This window comes from Actinomyces vulturis, assembly GCF_001687305.1.
GTDB classification, from domain to species: Bacteria; Actinomycetota; Actinomycetes; order Actinomycetales; family Actinomycetaceae; genus Actinomyces; species Actinomyces vulturis.
The window spans coordinates 36,025-60,281 of record NZ_KV700385.1 but is presented as its reverse complement, the minus strand read 5'-3'; the positions used below and the strand labels follow the sequence as shown (position 1 = coordinate 60,281).

Here is a 24,257-nt window from a genome sequence, read left to right as displayed (position 1 = left end):
TGAAGTATTTTTAATGATGTTTCATGCTTTTTCATGTTTTGTTCACCATGAAAGGCATTTGCATGAGGCTACGCGCTTACACCCCCATTCTTTGGCGCTCACCCAGCCAAGCCCAAGTGGGAATGCCCTACGGCAATCATGTGGTGTTCGATCATCTCACTGACGAAGAGCAACGTTTCCTCGCTAAAATCCCTACCCTGGCAACTGAACTTGATGTGAAACGAGCAGCACGCTGGTGTGCTGTGGCCCCTGAGCGTTCAGAAAAAATCATCAATACTCTCTGGTCAGCGGATCTTCTTGTTGATGGAAAGGAACAACCGCGAACTCGGAGAGAAAAGACCTGGGAGACCCTGGGTTTATCCGTCGATAAAGAACATGCTCGTCGCAATAATCGTTGTGTCACCGTTTGTGGAACAAGTCCACTTGCCGTAGCCATCACTGAGCTTCTTGCCAAGGAGGGCGTAGGTGAATTGTGCTTAATATCTGATGACACCATCCTCAACTCACCACAGCGTCACACAAATAGTCTGGAAAGCGAGCACCATCTCAACATCTTTTGCGAGCGTCTTGCCACCATGCATCCGGAACTTCGGGTAGGGCGTCGATGGTCAAGTGATTCACTCGTCGTGGTCGTGAGTAGCGGCGCTATTGACCCTGCTGTTACCCGAGTACTTCAGCAATCAGCAACGCCAGCATTTCTCATCGTTGACAATCCTGGAGGAGTCACGCTCGGCCCTTTAGTCAATAGCAGTGGGGGAGCGTGTGGCATGTGCTTGGACCTTTGGCGTACTGAGCATGACGAATGTTGGCCTGCGTTAGTCGCTCAGTTAATCAGCCATCCTAGTAGCCTGTGCGATCCCATCTCCCTCGCCCACGCAAGCGCATTGGCCTGTCAAGCCATCATCGATTGCCTCGATAACTTTGAGAGTCACGATGGTGTGAACGCTCAGCGGGGCCAGGAGAATCAATGCAGTCTGGAGGACGAAAACGAAAAGCCTCACGTACAGCTCGACGGCCACCCACGAGGATGCGGAAAACGTCAGCCGTATGTGCAAGGGCAATCTCCCTGGGTAGGGAAAACCCTTACGCTATCGGTGGGTTCTTCTCACACGCAGACGATGATGTGGCCGCGCCACCCTCACTGTGCTTGTTCTTGGACCTGCTCGCAGGTCATAAGCGAATCGGTGGACTGAGCGGCAATGCCCTTCACCGTAGTGACCGCGTCATCGAGCGTGGCCACGGCGAAAGCCTGCATACCATCAGGGACATGCCCAACCACTTCATCGCAGTTGGAGGTAGGAGCGAGGAAATAATTAACCCCACTGCCTTTGGCGCCAATCATTTTTTGCTGAATACCACCAATCGGGCCGATATTGCCTGAAGCATCAATGGTGCCGGTGCCAGCGATCTTCTGCCCCCCGGTGAGATCCTCTTGCGTTAATTGATCAATCAAACCAAGAGTAAACATCATGCCGGCACTGGGGCCACCCACATCTTCCAGACCGAAGTGAGCACTCACATCGGAGTTAGCAGACGGCGTCAAATACACACCCAGCAGGGAGCCATCAACACCCTCGGGAGGCTCAACGGTGGTGAGCGAAACGTCAATGGGCTGACCATCACGCATAACCGTAAGAGTTACGGTGGTGTGAGGTGGAATTGTGGTGAGAAGCTCACGTAACTGGGCGTACGTTTCAATCGGAGTAGCAGTTTCCTCACCTGGCGTCTTGATGGAGGCGAGCACGTCACCTTTCTGCAATGCGGCATCTTGTTCAGGGGCAAGGCCAGCCACGGTGAGTTTCATGGATGTGGCCACTCCCGTGTAAAGCAGAGCAGCAACCACTGCAGCATCCTGGGATGATGTCATCTGCGCGGTAGAAATAGAGTCCACTTCTTCACGAGTCATCGTCTTGGGACACACCAGGTCACGGTCGATTACCTTTTGGCTGGAAGAGAGCGACGCTATGACCCAGTCAATGACACGTACGGGGTAACCGGGGCAACCACGAACTCCAACTGTAGTCATTCGTAATTCGCCGGTAGTGGGGTAGGTAGGCGCGCCGTCCACCTGGATGACAGGTACTTCCTTGCCACCCTCATCGGTGGATCCTAAGACATTGAATGTGGGGCCAGGAGACTCAATAACCTTATCAACCGGGATGAGACCGACTATGAACAGGGCCACAACTGTTAGGACTACCCCAATACTGATGATTCGGCGTTTACGCGTACGCTTGGCACGAGTTGAGGGCTCAACGCTAGGAGCGGAAACGCTAGGGCCAACGCTCAAAGAGTGACCCGCGCTCGCGGTAGGCTCATCACTACGAGGGGCGGTGAAGGGTTCTGAAGAATGGCTCACCCCCACATCATCTCTCATTCAGTCGATAGTGCCAGTATTGATGGCTCGGAAGGATAAACATGGCTGACGATCCGTTTGAGCAGATCCGCCAGATGCTCTCCTCATTCCTTGGCGATGAGATTGCTGACCAGGCCGTCAACCAGTTGCGCGCCAGCGGAATTGACCCGCAGGTTCTGCTTAGCGGTGACGTCTCCGCACTAATGGCACAAATGTCGCCGGGGGAGAAGGCTTTCATGGAGCAGCAGATGCAGGCCATGAGCCAGCCTACCCGAGATGAGAACGATGAGCCTCAGGCCGTGAACTGGAAGGTGGTCAAGGATCTTGCCCAGGCCACTACACACCCCCATCACGAGCCTGTTCTGACTGCCGCCCGAGCGCAGCAAATTACTTCCGCCCTCCAGGTGGCTGATCTGTGGCTGGATGTGGCAACTGATATTCCGCCCGCTCCTGGCCCGCGCCAAGCATGGACTCGTAAGGATTGGATTGAGCACACTATGCCTGTCTGGCAGGTCATGTGCGAGCCTGTTGCTGGTGCTGCCTCACGTGCGCTGGGTGATGCCATCACCTCAATGATTCCCAACCCTGAGGATCTGCCTGACCAGATGGCAGGCCTGGGTGGGATGGGCAAGATGATGAGCCAGGGTCTTAATCAGATGTCTTCAATGATTATGGGCGCTCAAATGGGTAGCGCTGTGGGGCACCTGGCGCTCGAATCTATCTCCGCTACTGATACTGGTTTGCCGTTGAATAAGGAACCAGGCACCGCATTGGTGAGCGCTAACGTGGCGGAGTTCGCTGATGGGCTTGAGTCTGATGAGCAGGAAGTGCTCATGTTTCTTGCTGTCCGTGAGGCGGCTACAGCCCGTCTCTACGCTCACGCACCCTGGCTTCGTGCCGCCGTGGTACGTGCCGTGGAGGAGTACGCCGGTCAGATTCATGTGGACCGTGAGTCCATCGATGAGGCTATTCGTCGTGTCGACCCTACAGATATGGAGGCTATGCGTGAGGCGGTTAGCGGTCACGTTTTCTCTGTGGGGACTCACTCAGACGCCGAGGCACGCACCCAGGAAACCGTCGCCTGGCTCCTGGCGACTGTCGAAGGCTGGGTAGACGAAGTTACCGCTCAGGCCGTTGCCCCGCATTTGCCTCATGCTGTGGCACTAGGTGAGATGATGCGTCGTCACCGCGCTAGCGGTAGTGCGGCAGAAAAAATGTTCGCCTCTCTCATGGGGATGAATTTCCGCCCCGCTCAAGCGCGCAAGGCCGCTGAATTGTGGCATCTCTTGACCACTGCGCAAGGCGTGGAAGGACGAGATGCGTACTGGGCTCATCCTGACGTGATGCCCACGGCTCAGGAAATTGCTTCCCCGGAAACGTTCTTGGATCTGCGTCGCCATGCCACGGATCACGATAGTGAGATCGACGCCGAACTGCAGTCCCTGCTTGACGGTACCTTGGGCTATGAGGGTGAAGCAGACGCGCAGGACTGAGAAAAGTTGAGGGGCGGGGTAAAAGTTGTGAGGTTTTTACTCGAAGGTTTGCGCCATCATCTCAAGCAGCGAGGGTGCTAGATCACGGCTCATGAGCAGATCGTCAGGGTCGTCATGGGAGCGCAAGCGACCTACGCACCAGGATTCACCACTGCGCAGTACGCCAGCAACCACGCGCATTTCGTCGCGGCCAGGGTGGTTGGCTGCGAATTGCGCTAACTCGGTGGGGTCAGTGATTGCTGCAGCCTCCTTCTGAGCTTCAGGAGGCAGGATGGTGGTTTCCGTGGACATAGCCATCCCGTCCACTTCTTCAGGCCAAGCAATCTGGGCTAGTAAATCCGCTAGATCGGTGGAGGCAGGGAGGTTTTCCTGTTCAATACTTAGCAGACTCCACTCATTGTTTTTCGCTTCATCTTTGGCTTTGTCACTGAGTAGCGCAGCCATAGAGGTGTCGCTTGCTAATGCGGCGGCAGTTCGTACCAGAGCGAAAACACGTACAGGCGTATCCCATCCGGCAGGAGCAATGTGCTCGTCGATTTCCATCAGTGCCTGAGACAGGGCGAATGCTGCGGGGGAGGGGAATGCGGAATCACTCATGGGTTCATCATTCCATGAGGTGCTTGTGTCCTCCTAGACGCGCCCGCCTTTTGCTGGAGGATATTGACGCTGTGCCCTGCTTCTCATGCGTGTGCCCCTTTCTCATGCGTATACCCCCTTTGTTTCGTGTCCCCCTTGTTTATCGTATTTGTATTGGCCCTCTTTGTTTATTGCATTCGTTTGTTCTTATCGCGTTTGTTTGTGCTTATCGCGTTCGTTCTGGCTGACTTGTGTGTCTCATTCTTTTCTTTAAGGACCGACTGAGATGGTGAGGGTCTATTGAGGTTATCGAGGTGGTGAGGACCTATTGAGGGGGCAAGGATCTATTGAGGCGGTGAGGACCTATTGAGGGGGCAAGGATCTATTGAGATGGTGAGGACCTATTGAGGGGGCAAGGATCTAGTGAGGTGGTGAGGGTCTGTTGGGGAGCAAGGGCCTAGTGAGGTGGTGAGGGTCTGTTGGGGGGGGGCAAGGATCTATTGAGGTGGTGAGGGTCTGTTGGGGGGCAAGGATCTATTGAGATGGTGAGGGTCTGTGGGGGGCAAGGGCCTAGTGAGATGGTGAGAAGTGAAGCCATCAGGATGTCCTTTGGAGAGGGAAGCCATAAGTAAATTGGAGGGGGGAGGAAATTGGAGGGGGGAGGCCATAAGCAAAAGAGCCGGATTTCAGCGCTGAGACGAGTCAGGCGGTGAAAGCAGTTAATGCCTTTGATTCAGTGTGAGTGGCTGTGAAAGCATGAGGGCATGTCCTTGGGCGAAGTGTCTTCGCCTACCCTTCCAATGGAGTGAGCCTGTGAGCACTACGCCGCCGAACCCACAACCATCGCCACAACCGAAGAAAAAGCCCACGCCAAAGAAGCCTGGGCTAAAAAAGCCTAAGCACAAGATGTCACCGTTGAGTTTGACGGTCACTATTGTGTCCGTTGTGACTGTGCTGCTTACTGTGGTGGCACGTTTTTGGACTCAAGTACTGTGGTTTTCTCAGTTGGGATTCCAACGCGTCCTGTTCACCAGTTGGGGTGCCCAGGTCGCTATTGGCTTAGTGGGCATGCTGGTGATGAGCGTGTGCCTCTGGGCGGCGATTACTGTTGCTTATCGCAATCGCCCACTCATGGTGCAGTTGGATCCTGCTTTCAGGAATTTGGCCCCTTATCGAGCCATGCTTACTCCGTGGATTAAGCCAATTTCTATTGGTATTCCGGTGATTATCTCTTTTTTGGTCACCCAGTCCATGCTCATTCCTTCATGGCAGGAGATTCTCCTTGCACTGAATGCTCATAGTTTTGGTGTGAAGGATCCTCAGTTCGGTCTGGACGTGAGTTTTTACGTTTTCATTCTTCCGATTCTCACCACCGTCAGTGGTTTTCTTATGACCACCACGGTTATTGCCGCTTTCCTCAACATTTTTACTAACTACATTTACGGTGGCCTGTCCTTAACTCGCCCCTTTGTGCGCCGCTCGGCACGTATTCAACTCACTGTGCTAGCCATTATTTACGCCGTGCTTACTGCTGTGGGCCAGTGGCTGCGCCGTTATCAGATTCTTTCTGCTGATAACGCTAAGTTTGACGGCGCCAGTTACTCTGACGTTCATGCGTTGATTCCCGCTCAGGCCATTATGGCTGCCATCACGCTGGCTATCGCCGTACTGTTCGCTATTTCTTTGAAGCGCGGTTCGTGGAAGCTACCCGTTACCGGTGTGGTTGTGATGGTGGTGTCGGGGTTGCTCGTGGGGGGCATGTATCCGGCATTGATTCAGAAGTTCGTGGTTGAACCTAACGCTCAGCAGTTGGAATCGCCTTATATTCAGCGCAACATTGATGCCACCCTGGCTGCTTATGGTTTGGAGAATGTGGAGACAACTCCATACAACGCTCAGACCACCGCACAGGCAGGGCAGTTGAAGGAAGATACTGCCTCAACGACGTCGATCCGTTTGCTGGACCCGAATAAGGTAGCTCCTACGTTCCGCCAACTGCAGCAGAATCGTCAGTACTACACCTTCTCTTCCCAACTGAACGTGGATCGTTACCACCTGGACGGATCCAGCCGTGACACCGTGATTGCGGTGCGTGAATTAAACCAGTCTGGTTTGGGCGCTGACCAGCACACGTGGGTCAATGACCACACTGTGTACACTCACGGTTACGGTGTGGTTGCCGCGTACGGCAACACGGTGGCCTCCGGTGGATACCCTGCCTTCTGGGAAGGCGGTATTCCCTCACTCGGTGACTTGGGTGAGTATGAACCTCGGATTTACTTTGGCCAGGAATCGCCTGAGTATTCCATCGTGGGCGGTAATACTGGTGAGCCTCGCGAACTGGATTACCCTGATGACTCAGCCCCCGGTGGTCAGGTCAACACCACTTTCACCGGCAATGGTGGCCCTGACGTGGGTAACCCGATTAACAAATTGCTCTACGCTATCCGCTTCGGTGAGATGAATATTCTCTTCTCCCGTGAAGTCACCAGTGGCTCACAGATTCTTTACGATCGTGATCCGGCTGAACGCGTAGGCAAGGTAGCGCCGTGGCTCACCCTCGATGACCATCCTTACCCGGCTGTGGTGGATATGGATGATGATCCTTCTACCCCTAAGCGTGTGGTGTGGGTTCTTGATGGTTACACCACCACGAATAATTACCCTTACGCTGCACATTCCTCATTGGATGATGCCACTTCTGATGCGCTCACCCAGCGTGGTTTGTTGGGGGCGCCAGATCAGGCTAACTATGTGCGCAACTCGGTTAAGGCCGTGGTTGATGCTTATGACGGTTCTGTCACTTTGTACCAGTGGGATGATGAAGACCCGATTGTGGCCGCATGGGCCGATGTGTTCCCCGGTTCTATTACTCCCATGAGTGAGATGAGTGCGGACCTTATGGCTCACATGCGCTACCCGGAGGACTTGTTCAAAGTGCAGCGCACGGTACTTGCTCGCTACCACGTTCAGGATGCTGCTGACTTCTACTCCGGCGGTGACTTCTGGAAAGTGCCGAACGATCCTACGGTTGAGGGCGATCATGCACAGGCCCCCTATTACCTGACTTTGAAGATGCCTGATCAAGATGAGGCATCCTTCTCCCTGTCGAGCGTTTACATCATTGGTGGTAACACGGACCGCAACGTGCTCACCGGCTTTTTAGCTGTAGATTCGGAGACAGGTACCGGACGCCCTGGTGAACGTAATCCTGGCTATGGCCAGTTGCGTCTACTTGAATTGCCGCGCTCGTCTAACGTTTCCGGCCCCGGTCAGGTGCAGAACACCTTCAATTCTGATTCTGAAGTTTCTCGTACCTTGAACCTGTTGGCTCAGCAGGATTCTCAGGTGATCCGCGGTAATCTTCTTACCCTCCCTGTGGGTGGCGGCTTACTGTACGTACAGCCTGTGTATGTCCAGTCATCCTCAGGTACGCAGTATCCGCTGTTGCGTAAGGTGCTGGTCAGTTTCGGTGACAAGGTCGGTTTTGCTGACACGCTTTCTGAAGCACTCGATCAGGTCTTTGGTGGTAACTCTGGTGCCACCACGGGCGAAGAGATTGTTAACGGTGATGAAGCTAGCGTAGTTGAGGTGCCTAAGGAGGATCAGCCCACTGATACTGCTTCTGCAGCACCTGCGCCTGAGTCTTCTTCTCAGCCGGCTCAGAGTACAGCACCTGCCGCTCCCGTTGCCCCCGCGCCTCCTGCCGGCGATGCTCAGGACCGCTTGAGTCAGGCTCTTAACGATGCCTCCAGCGCAATGACCGATGCGGACAATGCGATGAAGGCAGGCGATTGGGCAGCATACGGTCAGGCGCAACAACGCCTTGATGACGCCATCCAGCGCGCTATTAACGCCCAAAAGGAAATTGACGGACAGTAAATTTCTAGGACGCTAATGGTCTAGGCAGTGGGGCTACACACCATGAGGTGAGTAGCCCCACTGCTAACGGATTTGAGTTCTGAGCCTTGAGGTGACTATAGTTATTCAAGCCGACGCGGGGTGGAGCAGTTCGGTAGCTCGCCGGGCTCATAACCCGGAGGTCGCAGGTTCGAATCCTGTCCCCGCTACCAAGAAAACCGCTTAGTTTATTTAACTAAGCGGTTTTATTTTATTTAGTGCATTTTTAAAGGGATGATTTCTTTCAAAACAATGACTCGTAACCCTCATTTAATTGCATCATTTAGGCAAAAATATCAATAGCAATGACGTCTACCGATGTGTGTATCGGAAGGCATACATAATAGTGGTGGATTCATCCTCCCTGGGGGAAACGATGGGGGGGGGCAGTTAGTTGCCGTGATGAGCGCCCAGAAGCCACTGTGCAGCGGACAAGATCGTTAGTGGGTATTTAAATCGTCAATGAGCAATGAAGTGGATTTTGCATTATAGTGCTCTAGGTTTGAGTGGCTGTGAGTTTTCAGCACCTTTCCATTGTGATAGTTCTTCTCAGAAAGAGCGTTTTACGGTAAAGCCGAATGGTGGTGTAGCCCTGATTTCTGTGGAAGGGGTGTGTTTATTCCCTTGATTCAAATAACAGGTCCTTTTCGCAAGTTGCGTGAAATACAAAAGAATACTAAGGAACCAGCGTCGGCTCCACTTAGTAACATAATTGTATTGCTACCTACCTGTTATGGGGCGTACATATCTGTTCTTAACAGACGGTGGTTATGAACTATGTTATTGAAGCGTAAAACGTGGATAACGAAATGATAGAAACGAATAACCGTTATAGGGAGGGTTTTCCCCTCCCTATAACGGTTAAACTCAGAATTCAAACGATTTTAATACACGATGTTAATATAAACGTTTGAATACTCTACACGGCTATGAGCAACTAGAGACGAACGATCGTAAATATATTAGTTGCTCTCAAAAATACTCACGTCATACCAAGCCGTCATAGGAGCCATTATAGGTAAGACTTGGAAGACCAGCGGGGCACAATTCAGAAGTTTGATTGAGAGTGGGAAACTCTTGCTTATCGAAGGTCGCGGCTTTCACTGAGTCATAATCTACGACTATTCTACTGCCAGCCCACGCTTTGATCACCACTTTATCAAAACGGGTGTTCTTATTGCAAATTGTAAGAAGTTCATCGGTTGTGCCTCGAGCAAAGTAAATGCGGAAACCAGTTGTGATCGTGCAGGAAGATGACTGCCTCTCGCCGTTGAACTCAGGGGTGGTAAATTCTAGGCGCTCAATACCGGTTTCCGGATCATAGGTTTTTGGTGAAATTATTTTGCCGGATTCGGGATCAATTATATCGTCTCGTACAGCGAAATGTGGTGAAATGCCACCTAGTAGGTCCATTTGTACCGCACTTCCGGTATTGTCTTTTTCCATTTTTGTAATCCAGAAGTCGCGTTGTTGTCGTCTGACAATATTTTTTGCATTAATAACGGGAACCAATTGAACTTCCCACTTCATTGAAGGAAGGTTAGTTCCGCAGGGAATGAGGAAATGAAAATCTCCTGAATGTAGAGGCTTAGCTGAAGGGCCAGGGAAATCAGTTGAACTCCCCGCGAATTTCATATCGACGAAAAACGGGTCCTGGATTGCTTTCGCTACTCGTTCTCCATCGCTCACTGCAGCTACGGCAGCGGGTTCAGCGAGTACAAGGGCAGGAACGGACCATGCAGCGCCTTTGGCGATGGTACGGCGTGAGGGGAGTGAAGAGGGGGGTGTCATCTGGAACCTCAAAGTAGATGTCATGGCATGAAGAATAATTCACCGCGGAGAAGTCTAGGGAAAACAAGAACTTCTAAAAGAGAGAGGTCTCTTGGCAATCAGGTGATCCACCCTAAACTATCAGTGATTTTTTAATAAATTATAGAAGTCTTCATACCATCTTGCCACCTACCTATATCCTGCGGAGCATGTCTCGTTAGTCACAAGAAGCGAACTTCGTAAAGGCGGGATTTCGACGTGCAACTCATAATTGTTGTTTGTATTGCTGGCCATTCTCTATGAGGGAGGTTTTGAGAGTGAAAACTCTTGCAGTGAGCGATGTTGGAATAAAATGTGTAGTTTTATATATGGTGCACGTGGATCGTAGTAGCGCAGATTTACATAGATGGTTTGCCTACATGTCAGGCTTAGGAACAAATTTATAGAAAGATCATTGAAATGGACGTACCCTTCGGAAGTTTGTTGATGAATAGTGTCGTGCGCCGTACGTATATTTTGATTGGCTAGGGGCAATCTGTTGTTATGGACTCTTCGTTATACTGAGGAAGAGATCTCGTGTAGTTTTACTCCTGATAAAATAATGTTGTTTACTGTAACATAGTGGAACTTATTTGTTTGGTAATTCCTAGTCTTTGTGGTTGCGATATTAGTATCAATAAGAACCGGGGTGGATAGATAACAATTAAATTATCGCTAAGCGCTATTACAGTATTTTATAATTTGAGGTTTAGCATTCTCGGCTAATGCTGGTCCGGGGTACGTGTTTCTCTGCGTGGTTCAGTTGTAAGATATTTCGATAACTCATATTTCGGTAATTCCTTTAACTCAGAATTGTTATATTCTACCGCGCTAAGTATGAAAGTTTCCAGGATTTCTGAATTGTCCGAAAAATGAGCAATCTGGAGGCAAGTACTGAAAAATATTACTTTGTGAACGGGGGAGGGTGGTAAAGTTCTGAAATTTAATGGTAAAAATATCTGTGTATTTTTCTTAGTAGACTAGTAAAGTTGATTGACATGATTTTCTGTTATTCAACGCTGTTGTTGCGGTAGAATTGGTAATTTTGAGAACTAGAAGAGATAAATTTATTACCATGGCCGTAATAGTGCAATATACGGGAGAAGCAAAATGCCATGAGTGTGACGTTGTGTTAGTGAAGGCTGTTATTTTCCATCATTATCATCATCTGTTCGATAGTGTATTTCGAATCTGCCTGTAAGATGATATTTGGATTCATTTTCAACGGCGCTGTGGAATACAGGGGAATCTTACCAATGGATATCGGTGGATGGTGCCGCCTATGAATGCAAAAGGATCGACGAGTGGGTGAAAACAAATGCACGGTGGGGCGCGTCTACTTTCTTAATGCAGACGCGCCCCACCGCGGTAAATATCAGGAGTAGAAAGGAATTGCTATTGCGGGTGGTTTGTCCGTGCCTCCGTAACGATATTGCCAGTTGCCGTTAATTTTTACTGCAATCCTGAAATAGTAGTGCATGTTTGTTTCATTGCTATTGCCTTTTACCGTTTTTTGCTCAGCCTCAAAGGTGTATGCGCGCACAAATGCTGGATTGCTTTCTGATGACGGTCCACGCACTATAGGGCCGCTGTAAGTTGTGGTGTAAGGAACGTAGGTTCCACGGTCACTTTCTTGTCCCCACCAGTCTTTGCTTCCTGCCTGTATAGGGGTACCAGCAGTAAGCGGCGACCAATAATTGTAAGGGCTTGAGTTCGGCTTGAACGAGAATCCTCCGTTATAATATGAAGAATTCGAAGGTAATAGATAGGTGATCTCAATTTCAGTGACAGCATCTGATTCATTGAGATTGCTGAAAGATACTGCAGGCCTGGGGGTTGTCTTAACTATAGACAACTTGCCTTTATTGTTGAGTTTGTAATCGATTAGGTTTGAACTAATTGTGAAATTAACAGTGGTCTGCCTATTCCAAGAATTGTAATAACGATTAAGGGAAACCAGAGAGTTAGCGTGGAAGTTTTTAGGATCATTAGATGCTGCAAATGTGGGTGCTGCAGCTCCGATAACTAGGGCAGGGGCTGACCAGAGGGCTGCGGAGTTGATGGACCTGCGACTTGTGGTCATCTTTAAGGGGTGGGTCATGGTATTCCTAGTATCGAGAGGGGAGTAAGTAATTTTGCTTTAAAAATAGACTAAGGTGTTCATGGTCGTCAAATTGGTATTTCTTATTTCTTAGATAGTTGTAGTTGCGGTTGATGGCTGATCTAGGCGCAAATTATTGGCGGGTTCAGTTGTTACTCTGTATATTTAACTATTTTTGATGATTTTTATCGTATTTTGCGGGCAGTATGGGTGTGGCACCTGAATGTACTGCCGTTTGTATGTGTTGCTATGTATTCTATTTTGTGAGTTTTTGCTACATTCTTTGTTTTGAATGAACAATTATTCGATACTGTTAAAGGTGTCGCTATCTTATGTTGGATTGCGATTGTGATCATGGTCGTTTCTTGGCTGGTGTTGGATAATAGTATGTGTCCAGCGTTTTCGAGTGTGATGCGATTGGTAGATATGCGGTCGCATAGATATTTTTCTATCGCGAAGAATTGCGAGTTTGACACTATCCCAGCGTTGACCATCCCAAAGTCGAGTCTCCGGAATCCGTGCACATTCGTGGAACCCTGCGCGCATGGCAGAGTGAATCATTCGTTGATTGCCGGACCATGTGGTCACAGTGATGATGTGAGCATGTGTCTGAGAAAAGGTGTCTTGAACGCTAGAGGCGTAGTGCTTCTTGTCCGATCTTGGTTCAGTGATTGGATACAGAGAGTCACTGGTATTTTCTTTACTTGGAGAAATCATGATTTGTGTATGCGGAGTGTGTTCAGACGTTTTAGTTGTTCTTGTGAAACTTGGTTACTAACCAGCCCAAGGAGGGCGACGGCAATGATCGGGCGAACGGCACGTGGCCCCACACTTCGTCAAAAGTCAAGGGGAGGGAGAGTGTCGGTTTTCAATGGGCGAAAGTATATGAGTCCATCGTATATTTTCTACTTTAGTAATTATAGTCTTTTTGTAGGGAGAATATGTCAATGCATGAATCACTGTCTTGATCGCAATTCAGTGAATCTACTTATGTTATTCGGTACGTGTACGCTGTTATCTCAGTTCTAGGAATAGAACTGCTCGTCGGAGTTTGTATCCTATCCACGCTTCGATTGCTAGTGGAATGAAAAATTGGAGAGGTGTTACCCTAGAGTTGTTCGATCAACAAAAATAATTTGCCTTTTCTATTGATGTGCATGTCAATGATGATGTGTTTGATTGGGGGAATAATGAACGTTTTCAATACTATCCGCCTGATTGTCGTAATAATGAGTTTATTGACGCTCATTTTTAGTATCGCTGCAGTGTATTTTTCTTTTCGAGGGAGCACGTCACACGTTTTATTGACCACTTCAAGTACGTTCGCAGTATTAACCGTTGTAGGCATCGCAGCACTTATTGCAGCAAAAGGGCGTTCGTCGGATCATTGTGAGAAGTGATTTATTTTGTGCCGCCTTTATTGCTGACAACAGCAATGATGTGATTTTGAAAGTCTAGTTTGGCTACCAATATCTTCATGGTTGGCGAATTTTCACGGTGATTGGAGAACTTTATCCCCTGCGTGTATGGGGTTAATGTCTCCGTTCTCAGTGCGTGAGTTTTCGCTTGTGCTGACAAATTGTGTCCTTTTGATGCTTACATACGTATCTACTGTGAATTGGCGTTATGTACAGCTGCTTCCAGTACGAAGATGCCGTGGCGCACTTTCCCGCGCCACTGGCTGTATCTCCTAGAGAATTTTCGCCGACTTGTTTTATGGTGAAGGTACTTCATCGCGAAGAATTGCGAGTTTGACACTATCCCAGCGTTGACCATCCCAAAGTCGAGTCTCCGGAATCCGTGCACATTCGTGGAACCCTGCGCGCATGGCAGAGTGAATCATTCGTTGATTGCCGGACCATGTGGTCACAGTGATGATGTGAGCATGTGTCTGAGAAAAGGTGTCTTGAACGCTAGAGGCGTCGTGTTTCTTGCCCGATACCTTGGTTCCAGTATCGGGGGTCGAAAATTAGAATCCCAACTTCATACCAGCCCCCACCCTGCGGTTCTTCTTCGAAACGGGTGACCAGACCCACCGGTACTTTCTGATGGGTAATCATCCGCTTGTTCTCAGTGAAAAACTTTGGGAACTCGTACTGCTGAAACTCTGTCTGTGAATTATGGGAGAGAGAATCATCGAAATAGGGACCATCCCATCGTCTCCACTCGGCGTTTTTTACTTCGTGGAGCCAATGCCAGAGGTATTCGGAGTCTGTTTTAGAGATTGGATGTAAAGCAGTCATCGCCACCTTCTTTACTTGGAGAAATAATGCTTCGTATGCGTGGAGTGTGCCCGGCGAATTTAATTGTTCTTGTGAGACCTGGTCACTAACCAGCCCAAGGATGGTGACGGCAATAATGAGGATGAACGGCATGTAGCCTCACACTTCGTCAAAAGTCGAGGGGAGGAGAACGCTGTTTTCACTGGGAAAAATACCATGGCTATGCCTCCAAGTCCTTTAACTCAGCCAATATCGGTGCCTTCGCTTGAGCCTGTAATGGAAGGTGAGGAAGCAGGTGAAAATGGTGGCGATAATGCCTCCTCCCGGAAAGCAAAGATTATTCGTTCTGGTAGCACTCGCGGGCTTTGGCGAGCGCTGAATGTCCACGGATTAATTGCTCTTCATTCCAATTCACAGAATCCCACGGGTGATTGTCCTCAAGGGCGATCCATGTTTTGTGGCTGTGGGAAACGATGGAATTTGTGAGAAAAGCGTGCTGCTCTTCAGGGGCGGCATCATCAGTGTGATAGCCAAGAAGGACAATCCACCAAGTCTCGTAGGGATTAATGCCAGTACCGGTTTCAACAACGACATATTTGTTTGGCTCACCGAAGTAGACCGAAATATCTTCATAGGTCCATTCAGGCAGGGTGTCGGTCTCGCACTCCATCGAAGCCATGATGCCCGGATCGGCAAGCTCTGTTCCATCCTCGATATCAGAGACGGTTCCCCTCACTTCCGTCGATTCGGGTGTGGGGGTGGGAGAAGTGATGACGGGTGCGGAGGGAAGAGAGAGCGCGGGTGTTGCCTTGTTGCTACTCGGTGCACAACCCGCGAGCAGAACAAGGCTGCATGCGCACGCAGTAACGATTGCCTTGTTCATATAGTCAATCTATTCGAAATATTCCTTCTGTGGCTTACGAATCGATAATCGAAAAATCGCCAATAACTTAACGTACCTCTTCGATTTGTCATCTTTGACAACAAGGGGTGAGTAGTCGTCTTTGGATCGCATGATTTGTTCGAAGCCATTTTGGGGTTGAATGTCATCATCACGATAGGATCTGCAGTGTGAAATTTTGTCGGCGGCTCGAGCATTGTTGTGGAGTACCGCAACATCGCCTTTGTCTGCATGACCGTATCGAGGTGTATTAATGGTATTGAATAAAGGGAAAATATCTCTTTCCTCCCCCGTGTTGATTGTTTCTACTCTCGTAGTGGCATTAGCGATTTTCGGTGCGGGTTGGTTTGCTGGAAGTAACTTCTCGAGTGTGAGTCAACAGGCTGCACAGGAAAGCAGCCAAGAAGTGAAAGAAACGGCAAAATCATCCGAGTCCTCTGCCTCGGAATCTTCTGAAACGACTGGTAGTGACGAAGCATCGCCACTATCCGACGTTGATGCGTCTGTCTGTGGGTTGCAACCAAATAATCAAGATGTTCCTGACAGTGCTCTGACTGGTACTCAGCAACTGCCGACTGGATACGGTTTCACTGTCCCTTCGTTTGATAATCAGGGACCTGGAATCATCGGTAACGGCGAGATTTCTCATTGCTTTGCTCACTCGCCAACTGGTGCCCTGTTAGGGGCTGCCAATTGGATGAAGTGGTTGTGGTCGAACTGGCGTTTGCCTGAGGCCGTTGAGACACTTGCTTATGACAATCAAGATCGTGAGATCCTTCTTGAAGATATCCGTGCTCACTGGAACGGAGAAACGAACCCCGCTGGATTAATTAAGGGGTATTCGGTGAGTAAGCATTCAGACGATGAAATGCTTGTCACTCTGGCGATGGTTGATCCCCATCACCGCAGCGAACTTCAGAAGATTAATGTCCTCATGATTTGGGCAGATGGAGATTGGAAAGCACGTATTCCTTCTGAACAACTTCTTCCTCTTGAACCGATTGCCTCACTGAGTAGTGAAGGATTGATTGAGTGGGACGCCTGATACAGAATGAGCGAAAACTGTACTTGCTCCGAGGTGCCAGTGAAGGGCTCAATATCCATTGTTTTTCATCCTCAAGGATGAGGGCGTGCATCGCAGCGACTCGATACTGTAAATACAGGTTCGTTCTCCATTGAACCTCATTGTGGAAGCAGGATGCATTCAATGTGTGAGTGTGGGGGCCGCTGAGAAATCAGCGGCCCCCACACCTTCGCAGAACATCAATCATGTATTGCGAAACCACAGATATTGAGGAACCTCCTCGAATATGATTCCGTTATGTCCAAGGAATTGCGCCACGATGACGCTTCTTCTCTGAATACTGAAGAGCCGCTTACTGAAGAAGAACAGGCCGCTGAGCAGCGTGTCATTGAACAACCGCTGGGGCGGGACTACTACAAGTGGTTCACCGGAAACACTGTGCTCGACTTGGGCGTTTCCATGCAATTCATCGCCATCCCTCTGATCGCGTTTGCTGTTACTGGATCCACGGCGTCTGCCGGCGTGATCGGCATGGCGTCGAGTTTAGGCATGCTCCTGGCCACCCTCCCAGCGGGTGTGGTTGCTGACCGCGTACCGCGCCGCACATTCGTGACATTCGGAGCGCTCGTCGACGCTCTACTCGCCGGAGTATTCGCCTGGCTTATCTTCACTGACAACATCACGATGCTGTGGCTCATCATCCTGGCTTTCACGATGGAATTCGTCTCTCAATTCGTGGGCATCACCAATGATGCGTTGCTGAAAAACATCGTCACCACCGAACAGTTTCCCAAGGTCTCCGCCATCAACCAGGGGCGCAATGCAGCGATCGGATTAATCAGTGGGCCACTAGCGGGTTTCTTATTCGGCATTGCTCACTTCATCCCGATAGCTTTTCATTCCTTTGCCTGTCTTTTCCGTTCAGGAACTATCGCGACGATTTCTGTGAACCCTTTGGGCACGTCTCAGAAGAAAACGCACTGGGTTTCAGACATGTTGACCGGTATTAGCCTGATTCTTCGTGTGCCCATGTTCCGGTACTTGTCACTGTTTGCGGCATTCATTAATTTCGGTGCCACTGCGGTTTTCCTCACCATCGTGCTCTATATTCAAAAGACCAGTGGAAATCCGGCACTAGCAGGCCTGACTTACGGTGTGATGAGTGGCGGCATGCTCATCGGTGCGATTATTGCAAGCAAGGTGGCTACGCGTTACCCCACCGGCAAACTCATTGTCATTCAGTTCATTATTTCTTCTGTATTTTTCGGCATGGTTGCCGTCAATACGAACCCATATTGGCTTTTGACTTGGTGGGGCCTAAGCGGCATCGTGGTCCCCATCGGTAATGCAGCGTTGGCAGGCTATTTCATGGCCTCAATCCCTTCAGAACTACAAGGACGAATCGGCTCAGCTTTTTCCTTACTCGTCCTCATCTTGATGCCACTGGCGCCCTTGTCTTCCGGTGTTCTCCTTGAACATGCCGGTATTCATGTCACGCTCGCAGCGTTCGCAGCAATTTTTGTTATCAGTACTGTGTTGACGATGTTTAACCGTTCATTGCTGCATATTCCTGCTCCGCCCTACTGGGAGGAGTACAACAAGCATGTTGAGTCATTTGATCTACTTCAGCAATACACCGATGACCTTGAAAATGACAAGAACCCTCAACCGTAGGTTATTTGTACCCATCGGTTTTCTTACTTTGACTACTCCCAATAATGGTGATGGGGAAGAATGGACCATTCCATTCTTCCCCATCACCATTGCTTAAAAAGTTACTTGCGCTTCCAGTCCCACATCAAAATCAGGGTGCAGATGAATACCGTGGCAGCCATAGGAAATGGGCGACTGGAGGAAAAGAACCAGGATGATTTTCGCGGCTATAGCGTCACTGAGTTCACCCATGATGTATCACCTTTCACGGCTTTAGCCCTTGGCGGGGATGTTTACTTCGGCTCACACTGATTGAATGTTGTGGTTTGAGGGGACTTAGCTACAACGCTACAAATGTAGACTCGTTAATCTTTGTGCTCCCAGGCCTCTTCGCTCGGAACCATTACTTCGCACGTAAGGTCTTGGAGAGCGCTGTTGTCAAGAACTCGGGATGCTCTGTGATGAGCCAGCGTGTGCACATGTCGATACCCGCATGAGTCAAGAACTCGTTGCCAGGGTAATCGGCGTAGTCAAACACATTGAGGCGGTGGAGAACTTCAACTTCATGCTCATCAGAGCAATCGACGCGCTGTTGGGGGACTTCATCTCCGTTGTTTCGCCAGCATGTTCCGGGCGTGGTTTCTTTGACGTAAATCATCTGCCCTTGCTGAAGCACAACCTGCGAGAGTCAAACCCACTGATGTGACTAGCATGCATAGAACAAGGCCTTCTTTGTCTTCTTGCCAAGCATTATCGCCTCCTTCTGAGCATTAACTTGAGAGGTAGGCAACATTATATGTGCGAGCTTATGAGTATACGTTGAGTTTGAAGGAATTAATTGCGGGACACATACTCGGGTCTAGATGTCGTGAAAAGTTCGAGAGTTTTGTCTTGAATCCTCAATTAAACTTACTCCCAAGGGTGATTGATTCTATTTCGTGGGGCAAGAATGAGAAATAATAATTCACAGGATACGACTACCCGAACGCAGCGTGAGCAAGCGGTGAAGTTTGCTCTTCACAACCAAAGGATGGAAGGCTTACCAATTTCTGAACAGACTCTCAGTGATGTTCAGGAGTACATCGATGGACAAACAACCGCGAGTGAATTAGTCGCTAGGACTCGCGCTCGTTACGGCCTTGATGATGTTGAATGCTGACCCATCGTTTAAAGGCGATAATTTGGCATTTTATGAAGTGAATACGTTTCGCGGGCTATAGGATTATTGTTTCCGCTTGTACTTGGCTGCCCCCAGTGCTGCGCCATAGATAGGTGCAACTATGAGTAACAAAAGGGCATTTCCTCCGTGCCCAAAGGAAGTTGCAATCCCTGTGATGATAGCGGCGAAAGCGAAGTACGCTAAAGAGTAACGAATGGATGTGATCAACTTTCAGAACACCTTCTCAGTTTTTGAAAGTTTGAATAAGGGGAAGAACATACTGAGTTTATTTTACGCTTTATGTAGGGCGATGGGGGTAATCCAGAACAGAGTAGTAGCCATCAGTTTTCTGGGAGAGAATACGACTACGGTTATTTATCCGCAGGGTGAGTGTTTGTGAATGGTGATTGCCCAAGGCTTGCGTTAAGCAATGATAAAAGAGTTCTTAAGGGGAGAATGTGCAGCATTAGGCAATGTGCTGATAGATGAAAACGCCTACCATGTGGAGGGATTCCAGAGATTCTGCACTGCGTATCGACGTGCGAGTAATGAGGTGATCCCAAGTCCGCAGGTACTTGCTGCGATGATGAGGAAAGCGCCGAATACTAATCGTTGAGACCCTTCCTCGGGGGAAGAAATAGTTAAGGTTAACAAGTAGCCAATGAGAAGTCCGCACTGTTCCCCAACAGAAGAAAAGGATGTGACTCGTCCGAGAACTTGACGGTGGACGCCGTCGAGAACACTTGTTTCTCCGAAAAAGACTGCAAAATCCCATGCAATACCGGCAATGGCGGTGGACGCCATAAGGAGTAATCCGTGATGGCCGGATGCAATTAACAGAAGAAATGGCGTGAGGGGAATGAACCAGGCGAAGGACCAAAAAATGGAATTCGCTGTTTTTATACGAACGGTAATCAGACTGGCTAGCAGTGATCCTGCACTAAAAGTGCTTACTAAGAATCCCCATTGTGCTGTGCTGCCACCGTTATTGAGGAATATGTCAGGTGCTAGGTAACGAAAACCCGCAGTCCATGCGGATAACACAATAAGTGAAGCCCCTGTGAGTGCGACTAGCCAGGGATAGCCTAAAAATGCTTTAGCTCCCTCAACGAGTTCGTATAACCATTGTTGGCTGTAGTTGCCCAATCGTGATTTTGCACAAGGGGAGTGTTGCGAAGGTGTAAAGCCTAATGGTATCAACTCACGATTGATAAGCAGATTAGGTAATTGACGAATTGCTCCAAGTAATAGCAATGAACAGGCTGAAATTACGGCAAAAGGTAGCCACGAATTATGTAGTCCAACGATTGCTCCGGCTATTGCAGGGCCCAGCATTCTCATAATATTTTGTGTGGCACGAATAATTGGATAAGCCTGACTAAAGTGGACTTCTTGTTTACATGTTTGAATGACAATTCGTGAACTTGGGTCAGTTAATGACTGAATTAGTCCAATCCCTATCATGAGGAGCGGAATCAGTTTTGGTGTTCCGCTCCATTTCAAACTTAATGCAAGGCCGATGAGGGTGTAGACAATTATTGTTGTGACACATTTTAGTGTCATGAGATGGCGTGGCTCGTACCTATCGCAAAGAACACCACCAAACGGTGTACTTATGATGAGAGCAATTGATAACGCTACGCCATTGAGCACTGCCGTTTTTAGGCCGAATGCAAGAAGCATTGACAGGGTAAGCACTGTATTGGCGAATGAGAGAATGAAACTGTTTCCAGCCGTCACTAGCAGTGTGGTAACAAAGAAATGCTTGTTAGTCATTCAGAAGGCCGATCGATGAGAATGATGGCAAAAGTGGTGCTTAGTTAAACTTCCATGCTGTACATAATTTACAAGTTTTTAGAGTCTCCTATATGAGAAACTAGTGTGAGATGTGTCGAATGTTATGTTTTTTGGTGAGTATCTCGCTGATTTTTAATTATTCTATTAGTTAATTAATTTTTAGAATTTCTTGATGTTTTATTAAAATATGGGTAGGTGTATTTAAGGTTGGGGATGCTATGTATCACTAATTCTTCTCATGGTTTGTGAATGTGTAAGACTGAGTGTTATTCATGCTGCTTTGTAGTATTAAATTGGCGCTTTATTATTGTGTCTTGATTATTAAGTGGAACCGTCCATAGATGTCCTGGGTGGAGGGATACAATGTAGTAGTTCCTAATGTGAATGTATTTGATACGTTTCTTCTATGAAGGGCTTGGGGTATGGGTGATCAATCTGAAGAGAAGCGTGAAATCCAGGTATTTGAAGATGCGCGGGGTATTGCGCTCATTGGGGATTCCGGATTTCTTGATGCTTGGCTTGGTGAAGAAGGAATCGAATCCTCAACGTTTTCTATAGACTTTGCTGAGATCACTGGATCACTTGGGGCAGGTGCTCAAGGTGCTGCTGGCGTGATGGAGGCGTCGGGTCGATGGGTTAAATTGACTGAAGAATCCCGACAAATGGTTGAAAAATACGGTAACGCGCGTCAGATGGGTGTTCTCTACGATGAGAACAATAAGTTCGTGCATCAGTTGAGATTTGTTTCTCATGCGACTAACCCGGCCATGATGGCCAGTGTGGGCTCTGCTATGACGCAAATGTCCATCATGCATGAACTTGAGCAGATGAAAGAGTGTCTTGCGAGTATCGATCAGAAACTTGATGACGTTATTCAAGATCAAAAAGATACGTCATTTTCTGAAGTTTATGGGGCCCAAGTCCTTATCGAAGAGGCTGAATTCGTTAAGCGTTCAGTGGGAACGGTTAATGGTGTTTCATGGTCAAAAATTGCCAATGTTAGCCACACATTGAGCACTCAGCGTGCCTACGCATTAAAGAAGATTGACAATATCATCACGAGACTTCAAAAGTCCGATTCCACGAAAAAGATGATTGACGATAATCCTGAACTTCATCGAGAAATAGGAACCTGGTTATCGCTCATCGGGCATTGTCTGGAACTTGAATATCGACTCGCTAACCTGGAACTTGCTCGCGTACTTGAGGATGATTCTGAACATTTCGAGTCCTACAAACGCGGACTGTACTCAACGTGGGATCAACGTATTCAATCAATTTCTGAACGTTTGTCAGTTTTGGGTAGTCGATTGGTGGAACTGTCAACGATTGCCGGAGCGCCGAAGCAAAAACTCAGGCACCCGCTTGCAGTTAACGCCATGATTCGTAGTTTGGAGCAGGCTCAAGAACTTATCGCCACTTTCGCAGAACGCGCAGGATGTGATGATGCCATTGGGGAGATCTCTCAACCACTGGGATGGATTCAAGCTGCTGGTGAAGTCGCCACGTCAACCAGAACAAAAATCGTCGATTCTGGAAAAACGGTAGCCACACAGACAGGCGCTGTAACGCAACAAGCGCTAACGCATGCTGGTCATGCCCGGGAGACTGCTCTGCGTAAGGGGAATGAATCGATTCGGAAGTTCACCCACACTATTGAGGATAAGCGCAGTTCTATTCCTCTTATCGCAGGTAAATCTTCTGACAGCGCTAAAAGCGCAAACGAAGAAAACCTGGAACTCCAAGACATGGACAACTCTTTAGACACTTCTCCATTCAGCGAGCCAACGGCAGAATCAGGAGAGTAACCGGTTATTACTGGCGGCATTTTGATGGAGAGCAGCCTGTTTGCTTTTCTGGAATGCAACGACGGACGTGGTGATCCTGGCAGACGATGCTTGCGGCAATGTTTGCCAGGGCCACTACATTTTCTATCGTCTGCCTACGCTCAACACTCAGGCTTCCCCTTCCTGACAATCCGGAAGGAACTGATGATACGCACCTGCCATATGAATAGTCATCGCCAAGATCGCTCCAAGAAGAGCGAGAACCATGACCAGGGCAAGGAAGGAGAAATCATGAGTCACGATCATCGCGACCACGGCAGCAACAGCGGCCGCCACAGCAATCGTCCCAATCACTACTGCGCGAATCGTGCGCATGCGAATTGCCTGACGCAATAACACGGGATTCATCACCACAACCTGCTTGGTAAATACGTCGGGAATACCCAACTCCGTAGACGGCTTATCCATCTCCAGACTTTCCAATTCGGCTTCTCGGAGAACCTGCTTCAAAGAATCTCCACGTAATCCAAAACGCCAGAACGTCACTCCGCCTACACGTGCCAACCACCCATCACGCTTCAACTCCATAAGCCGGGGCAGGAGGGGATTCTTATCGAAACGCTTGGCCCGAAGTTGCCCAAAGGCAGCGACGAAAGCAAGGAACACCAAGATGACTGCCCAACTTGGCAACGACACATTCCAGGTAGGCTCTGCCGCCCACACATCATGGACTCGCGCTAAGGCGAACATGCTGAGTCCAAGCAGTGCTGAGCCTCCTGCCCAACACAACGTCAGCGGCAGCCTGCCCCAAGTAAAACTCTGAAAAAACTGCATCAGGCAAGCGAACAACACGATTCCCACGCCGAATGCGAGCAGGCCAGTAAGTGACACCGTGCCATGGGTACGCAGGTAATTCATGGCCACACCACTGTTCGCAATGACCGCAAAAAGAAAAATGCTCGGCGTATCCAGATTGCTCAACGTTTGAGCTTCAGCCCGATCCGCTCCGTAAATCTCCGCACAGTCTTTGCTTGCAGTGCGCGCGGCGTTACCGAAGAGTTCAACGGCAGGCGAACACTCGGCGTCGTGACGGGCAGCGATGAGTGCCTTGGCACGATAATTAACGAGTTTTCCATGCCCGTCAGAATCGGTAGGGATGAGCTGACTCACCTCTGCCCAGTAGTGAGCAATCCACTCCTTATCCGCCGCACTCAGCGACTCGAAGCCGTCAGGTGTGGCGGTCATGGGGAGTAACGGCTTACGCATCGCGTCCTCCTTCGACGATTAGGGCGTTCAGAGATGCGGAAAAAGATGTCCACTGCGTTGATAGTGAGTTAAGTTCATCAAGGCCATGGTCGGTGAGATGGAAAAACTTGCGTCCTGGCTCAAAAGGGGCCTCGTTCCCACGAGGAACGAGCAATCCAGAGGATTCCCACCGAGTCAGAATCCGGGAGAGAGTCCCGCTCTTCACGCGCCATA

The 24,257-nt window shown here is 49.2% G+C and carries 18 protein-coding genes and 1 tRNA gene; 9 read left to right on the top strand and 10 right to left on the bottom strand.

What is annotated here, in order from left to right; genetic code table 11:
* Positions 1–62: 62 nt before the first annotated feature.
* Entirely contained in the window at positions 63–1,193 is a 1,131-nt protein-coding gene (locus tag A9753_RS00230; RefSeq protein ID WP_141673228.1) for a hypothetical protein, read from the top strand.
* Here A9753_RS00230 and A9753_RS10085 read toward each other — a convergent pair.
* Positions 1,139–2,359, bottom strand: a complete 1,221-nt coding sequence (locus tag A9753_RS10085; RefSeq protein WP_176702689.1) for a YlbL family protein — start codon at positions 2,357–2,359, stop codon at positions 1,139–1,141. The two genes, A9753_RS00230 and A9753_RS10085, sit on opposite strands and share 55 nt — an antisense overlap.
* 59 nt (positions 2,360–2,418) lie before the next feature.
* Between A9753_RS10085 and A9753_RS00220 the strand changes: the two genes are divergently transcribed.
* Positions 2,419–3,849: a zinc-dependent metalloprotease gene (locus tag A9753_RS00220; RefSeq protein WP_067778519.1), complete on the top strand. Its 1,431-nt coding sequence runs from the start codon at positions 2,419–2,421 to the stop codon at positions 3,847–3,849.
* 36 nt (positions 3,850–3,885) lie between these two features.
* Here A9753_RS00220 and A9753_RS00215 read toward each other — a convergent pair whose 3' ends face one another.
* Positions 3,886–4,446 carry a PPA1309 family protein gene (locus A9753_RS00215; protein ID WP_067778516.1) on the bottom strand — a complete coding sequence of 187 codons (561 nt, stop codon included), beginning with the start codon at positions 4,444–4,446 and terminating at the stop codon, positions 3,886–3,888.
* An 885-nt stretch (positions 4,447–5,331) separates the two neighbouring features.
* Between A9753_RS00215 and A9753_RS00210 the strand changes: the two genes are divergently transcribed.
* The gene (locus A9753_RS00210) at positions 5,332–8,307 is read left to right on the top strand and encodes a UPF0182 family membrane protein (RefSeq protein WP_067778512.1); all 2,976 of its coding nucleotides are present in this window, start codon (positions 5,332–5,334) and stop codon (positions 8,305–8,307) included.
* 114 nt (positions 8,308–8,421) lie between these two features.
* Positions 8,422–8,498: transfer RNA gene (locus tag A9753_RS00205), tRNA-Met, on the top strand.
* A gap of 814 nt (positions 8,499–9,312) precedes the next feature.
* Here the strand turns inward: A9753_RS00205 and A9753_RS00200 are convergent.
* From A9753_RS00200 to A9753_RS00185, 4 genes are all read right to left on the bottom strand, one after another.
* Positions 9,313–10,116, bottom strand: a complete 804-nt coding sequence (locus A9753_RS00200; RefSeq protein WP_067778509.1) for a DcrB/PsbP domain-containing protein — start codon at positions 10,114–10,116, stop codon at positions 9,313–9,315.
* A gap of 1,393 nt (positions 10,117–11,509) precedes the next feature.
* A complete protein-coding gene (locus A9753_RS09570; protein WP_141673224.1) occupies positions 11,510–12,235 on the bottom strand; it encodes a hypothetical protein in 726 nt (241 codons plus the stop codon).
* A 1,913-nt stretch (positions 12,236–14,148) separates the two neighbouring features.
* A complete protein-coding gene (locus A9753_RS09910; protein ID WP_218056723.1) occupies positions 14,149–14,610 on the bottom strand; it encodes a GNAT family N-acetyltransferase in 462 nt (153 codons plus the stop codon).
* Positions 14,611–14,794: 184 nt separating this feature from the next.
* Positions 14,795–15,340, bottom strand: coding sequence for a hypothetical protein (locus tag A9753_RS00185; protein WP_067778503.1), 546 nt, complete (start codon positions 15,338–15,340; stop codon positions 14,795–14,797).
* Between the two features lie 271 nt (positions 15,341–15,611).
* Between A9753_RS00185 and A9753_RS00180 the strand changes: the two genes are divergently transcribed.
* The 3 genes from A9753_RS00180 (at position 15,612) to A9753_RS09720 (ending at position 18,347) form a co-directional block, all read left to right on the top strand.
* Entirely contained in the window at positions 15,612–16,403 is a 792-nt protein-coding gene (locus A9753_RS00180) for a DUF8175 domain-containg protein (RefSeq protein ID WP_141673223.1), read from the top strand.
* 276 nt (positions 16,404–16,679) lie between these two features.
* Complete coding sequence (locus A9753_RS00175; RefSeq protein WP_067778496.1) at positions 16,680–18,056, top strand: MFS transporter; 1,377 nt, start codon at positions 16,680–16,682, stop codon at positions 18,054–18,056.
* Positions 18,057–18,116: 60 nt separating this feature from the next.
* Positions 18,117–18,347 (top strand): hypothetical protein, encoded by a 231-nt coding sequence (locus A9753_RS09720; RefSeq protein WP_176702688.1) that lies wholly within the window; start codon positions 18,117–18,119, stop codon positions 18,345–18,347.
* 91 nt (positions 18,348–18,438) lie between these two features.
* Here the strand turns inward: A9753_RS09720 and A9753_RS00170 are convergent, their stop codons facing one another.
* Positions 18,439–18,693, bottom strand: coding sequence for a hypothetical protein (locus tag A9753_RS00170; protein WP_067778494.1), 255 nt, complete (start codon positions 18,691–18,693; stop codon positions 18,439–18,441).
* A 291-nt stretch (positions 18,694–18,984) separates the two neighbouring features.
* Between A9753_RS00170 and A9753_RS10140 the strand changes: the two genes are divergently transcribed.
* The gene (locus A9753_RS10140; RefSeq protein WP_067778491.1) at positions 18,985–19,194 is read left to right on the top strand and encodes an antitoxin VbhA family protein; all 210 of its coding nucleotides are present in this window, start codon (positions 18,985–18,987) and stop codon (positions 19,192–19,194) included.
* A gap of 495 nt (positions 19,195–19,689) precedes the next feature.
* On the opposite strand, the gene A9753_RS09335 is transcribed toward A9753_RS10140, so the two are convergent.
* A complete protein-coding gene (locus A9753_RS09335; RefSeq protein WP_083090155.1) occupies positions 19,690–20,970 on the bottom strand; it encodes an MFS transporter in 1,281 nt (426 codons plus the stop codon).
* 443 nt (positions 20,971–21,413) lie between these two features.
* Here A9753_RS09335 and A9753_RS00150 point away from each other — a divergent pair, with 443 nt between their 5' ends.
* Positions 21,414–22,799, top strand: a complete 1,386-nt coding sequence (locus tag A9753_RS00150) for a hypothetical protein (RefSeq protein ID WP_067778482.1) — start codon at positions 21,414–21,416, stop codon at positions 22,797–22,799.
* Between the two features lie 147 nt (positions 22,800–22,946).
* On the opposite strand, the gene A9753_RS00145 is transcribed toward A9753_RS00150, so the two are convergent.
* Entirely contained in the window at positions 22,947–24,044 is a 1,098-nt protein-coding gene (locus A9753_RS00145; RefSeq protein ID WP_067778479.1) for a hypothetical protein, read from the bottom strand.
* A complete protein-coding gene (locus A9753_RS10135) occupies positions 24,037–24,249 on the bottom strand; it encodes a PadR family transcriptional regulator (RefSeq protein WP_083090154.1) in 213 nt (70 codons plus the stop codon). The genes A9753_RS00145 and A9753_RS10135 overlap by 8 nt, the downstream gene beginning before the upstream one ends.
* Between the last annotated feature and the right edge of the window lie 8 nt (positions 24,250–24,257).

Bases quoted from the DNA above. Each gene is read 5' to 3' on its own strand.
- A9753_RS00230 (WP_141673228.1), top strand. From the start codon at position 63: ATGAGGCTACGCGCTTACACCCCCATTCTTTGGCGCTCACCCAGCCAA.
- A9753_RS00220 (WP_067778519.1), top strand. From the start codon at position 2,419: ATGGCTGACGATCCGTTTGAGCAGATCCGCCAGATGCTCTCCTCATTC.
- A9753_RS00215 (WP_067778516.1), bottom strand. From the start codon at position 4,446: ATGAGTGATTCCGCATTCCCCTCCCCCGCAGCATTCGCCCTGTCTCAG.
- A9753_RS00210 (WP_067778512.1), top strand. From the start codon at position 5,332: ATGTCACCGTTGAGTTTGACGGTCACTATTGTGTCCGTTGTGACTGTG.
- A9753_RS00200 (WP_067778509.1), bottom strand. From the start codon at position 10,116: ATGACACCCCCCTCTTCACTCCCCTCACGCCGTACCATCGCCAAAGGC.
- A9753_RS09570 (WP_141673224.1), bottom strand. From the start codon at position 12,235: ATGACCCACCCCTTAAAGATGACCACAAGTCGCAGGTCCATCAACTCC.
- A9753_RS09910 (WP_218056723.1), bottom strand. From the start codon at position 14,610: ATGCCGTTCATCCTCATTATTGCCGTCACCATCCTTGGGCTGGTTAGT.
- A9753_RS00185 (WP_067778503.1), bottom strand. From the start codon at position 15,340: ATGAACAAGGCAATCGTTACTGCGTGCGCATGCAGCCTTGTTCTGCTC.
- A9753_RS00180 (WP_141673223.1), top strand. From the start codon at position 15,612: ATGGTATTGAATAAAGGGAAAATATCTCTTTCCTCCCCCGTGTTGATT.
- A9753_RS00175 (WP_067778496.1), top strand. From the start codon at position 16,680: ATGTCCAAGGAATTGCGCCACGATGACGCTTCTTCTCTGAATACTGAA.
- A9753_RS09720 (WP_176702688.1), top strand. From the start codon at position 18,117: ATGGACCATTCCATTCTTCCCCATCACCATTGCTTAAAAAGTTACTTG.
- A9753_RS00170 (WP_067778494.1), bottom strand. From the start codon at position 18,693: ATGATTTACGTCAAAGAAACCACGCCCGGAACATGCTGGCGAAACAAC.
- A9753_RS10140 (WP_067778491.1), top strand. From the start codon at position 18,985: ATGAGAAATAATAATTCACAGGATACGACTACCCGAACGCAGCGTGAG.
- A9753_RS09335 (WP_083090155.1), bottom strand. From the start codon at position 20,970: ATGACTAACAAGCATTTCTTTGTTACCACACTGCTAGTGACGGCTGGA.
- A9753_RS00150 (WP_067778482.1), top strand. From the start codon at position 21,414: ATGGGTGATCAATCTGAAGAGAAGCGTGAAATCCAGGTATTTGAAGAT.
- A9753_RS00145 (WP_067778479.1), bottom strand. From the start codon at position 24,044: ATGCGTAAGCCGTTACTCCCCATGACCGCCACACCTGACGGCTTCGAG.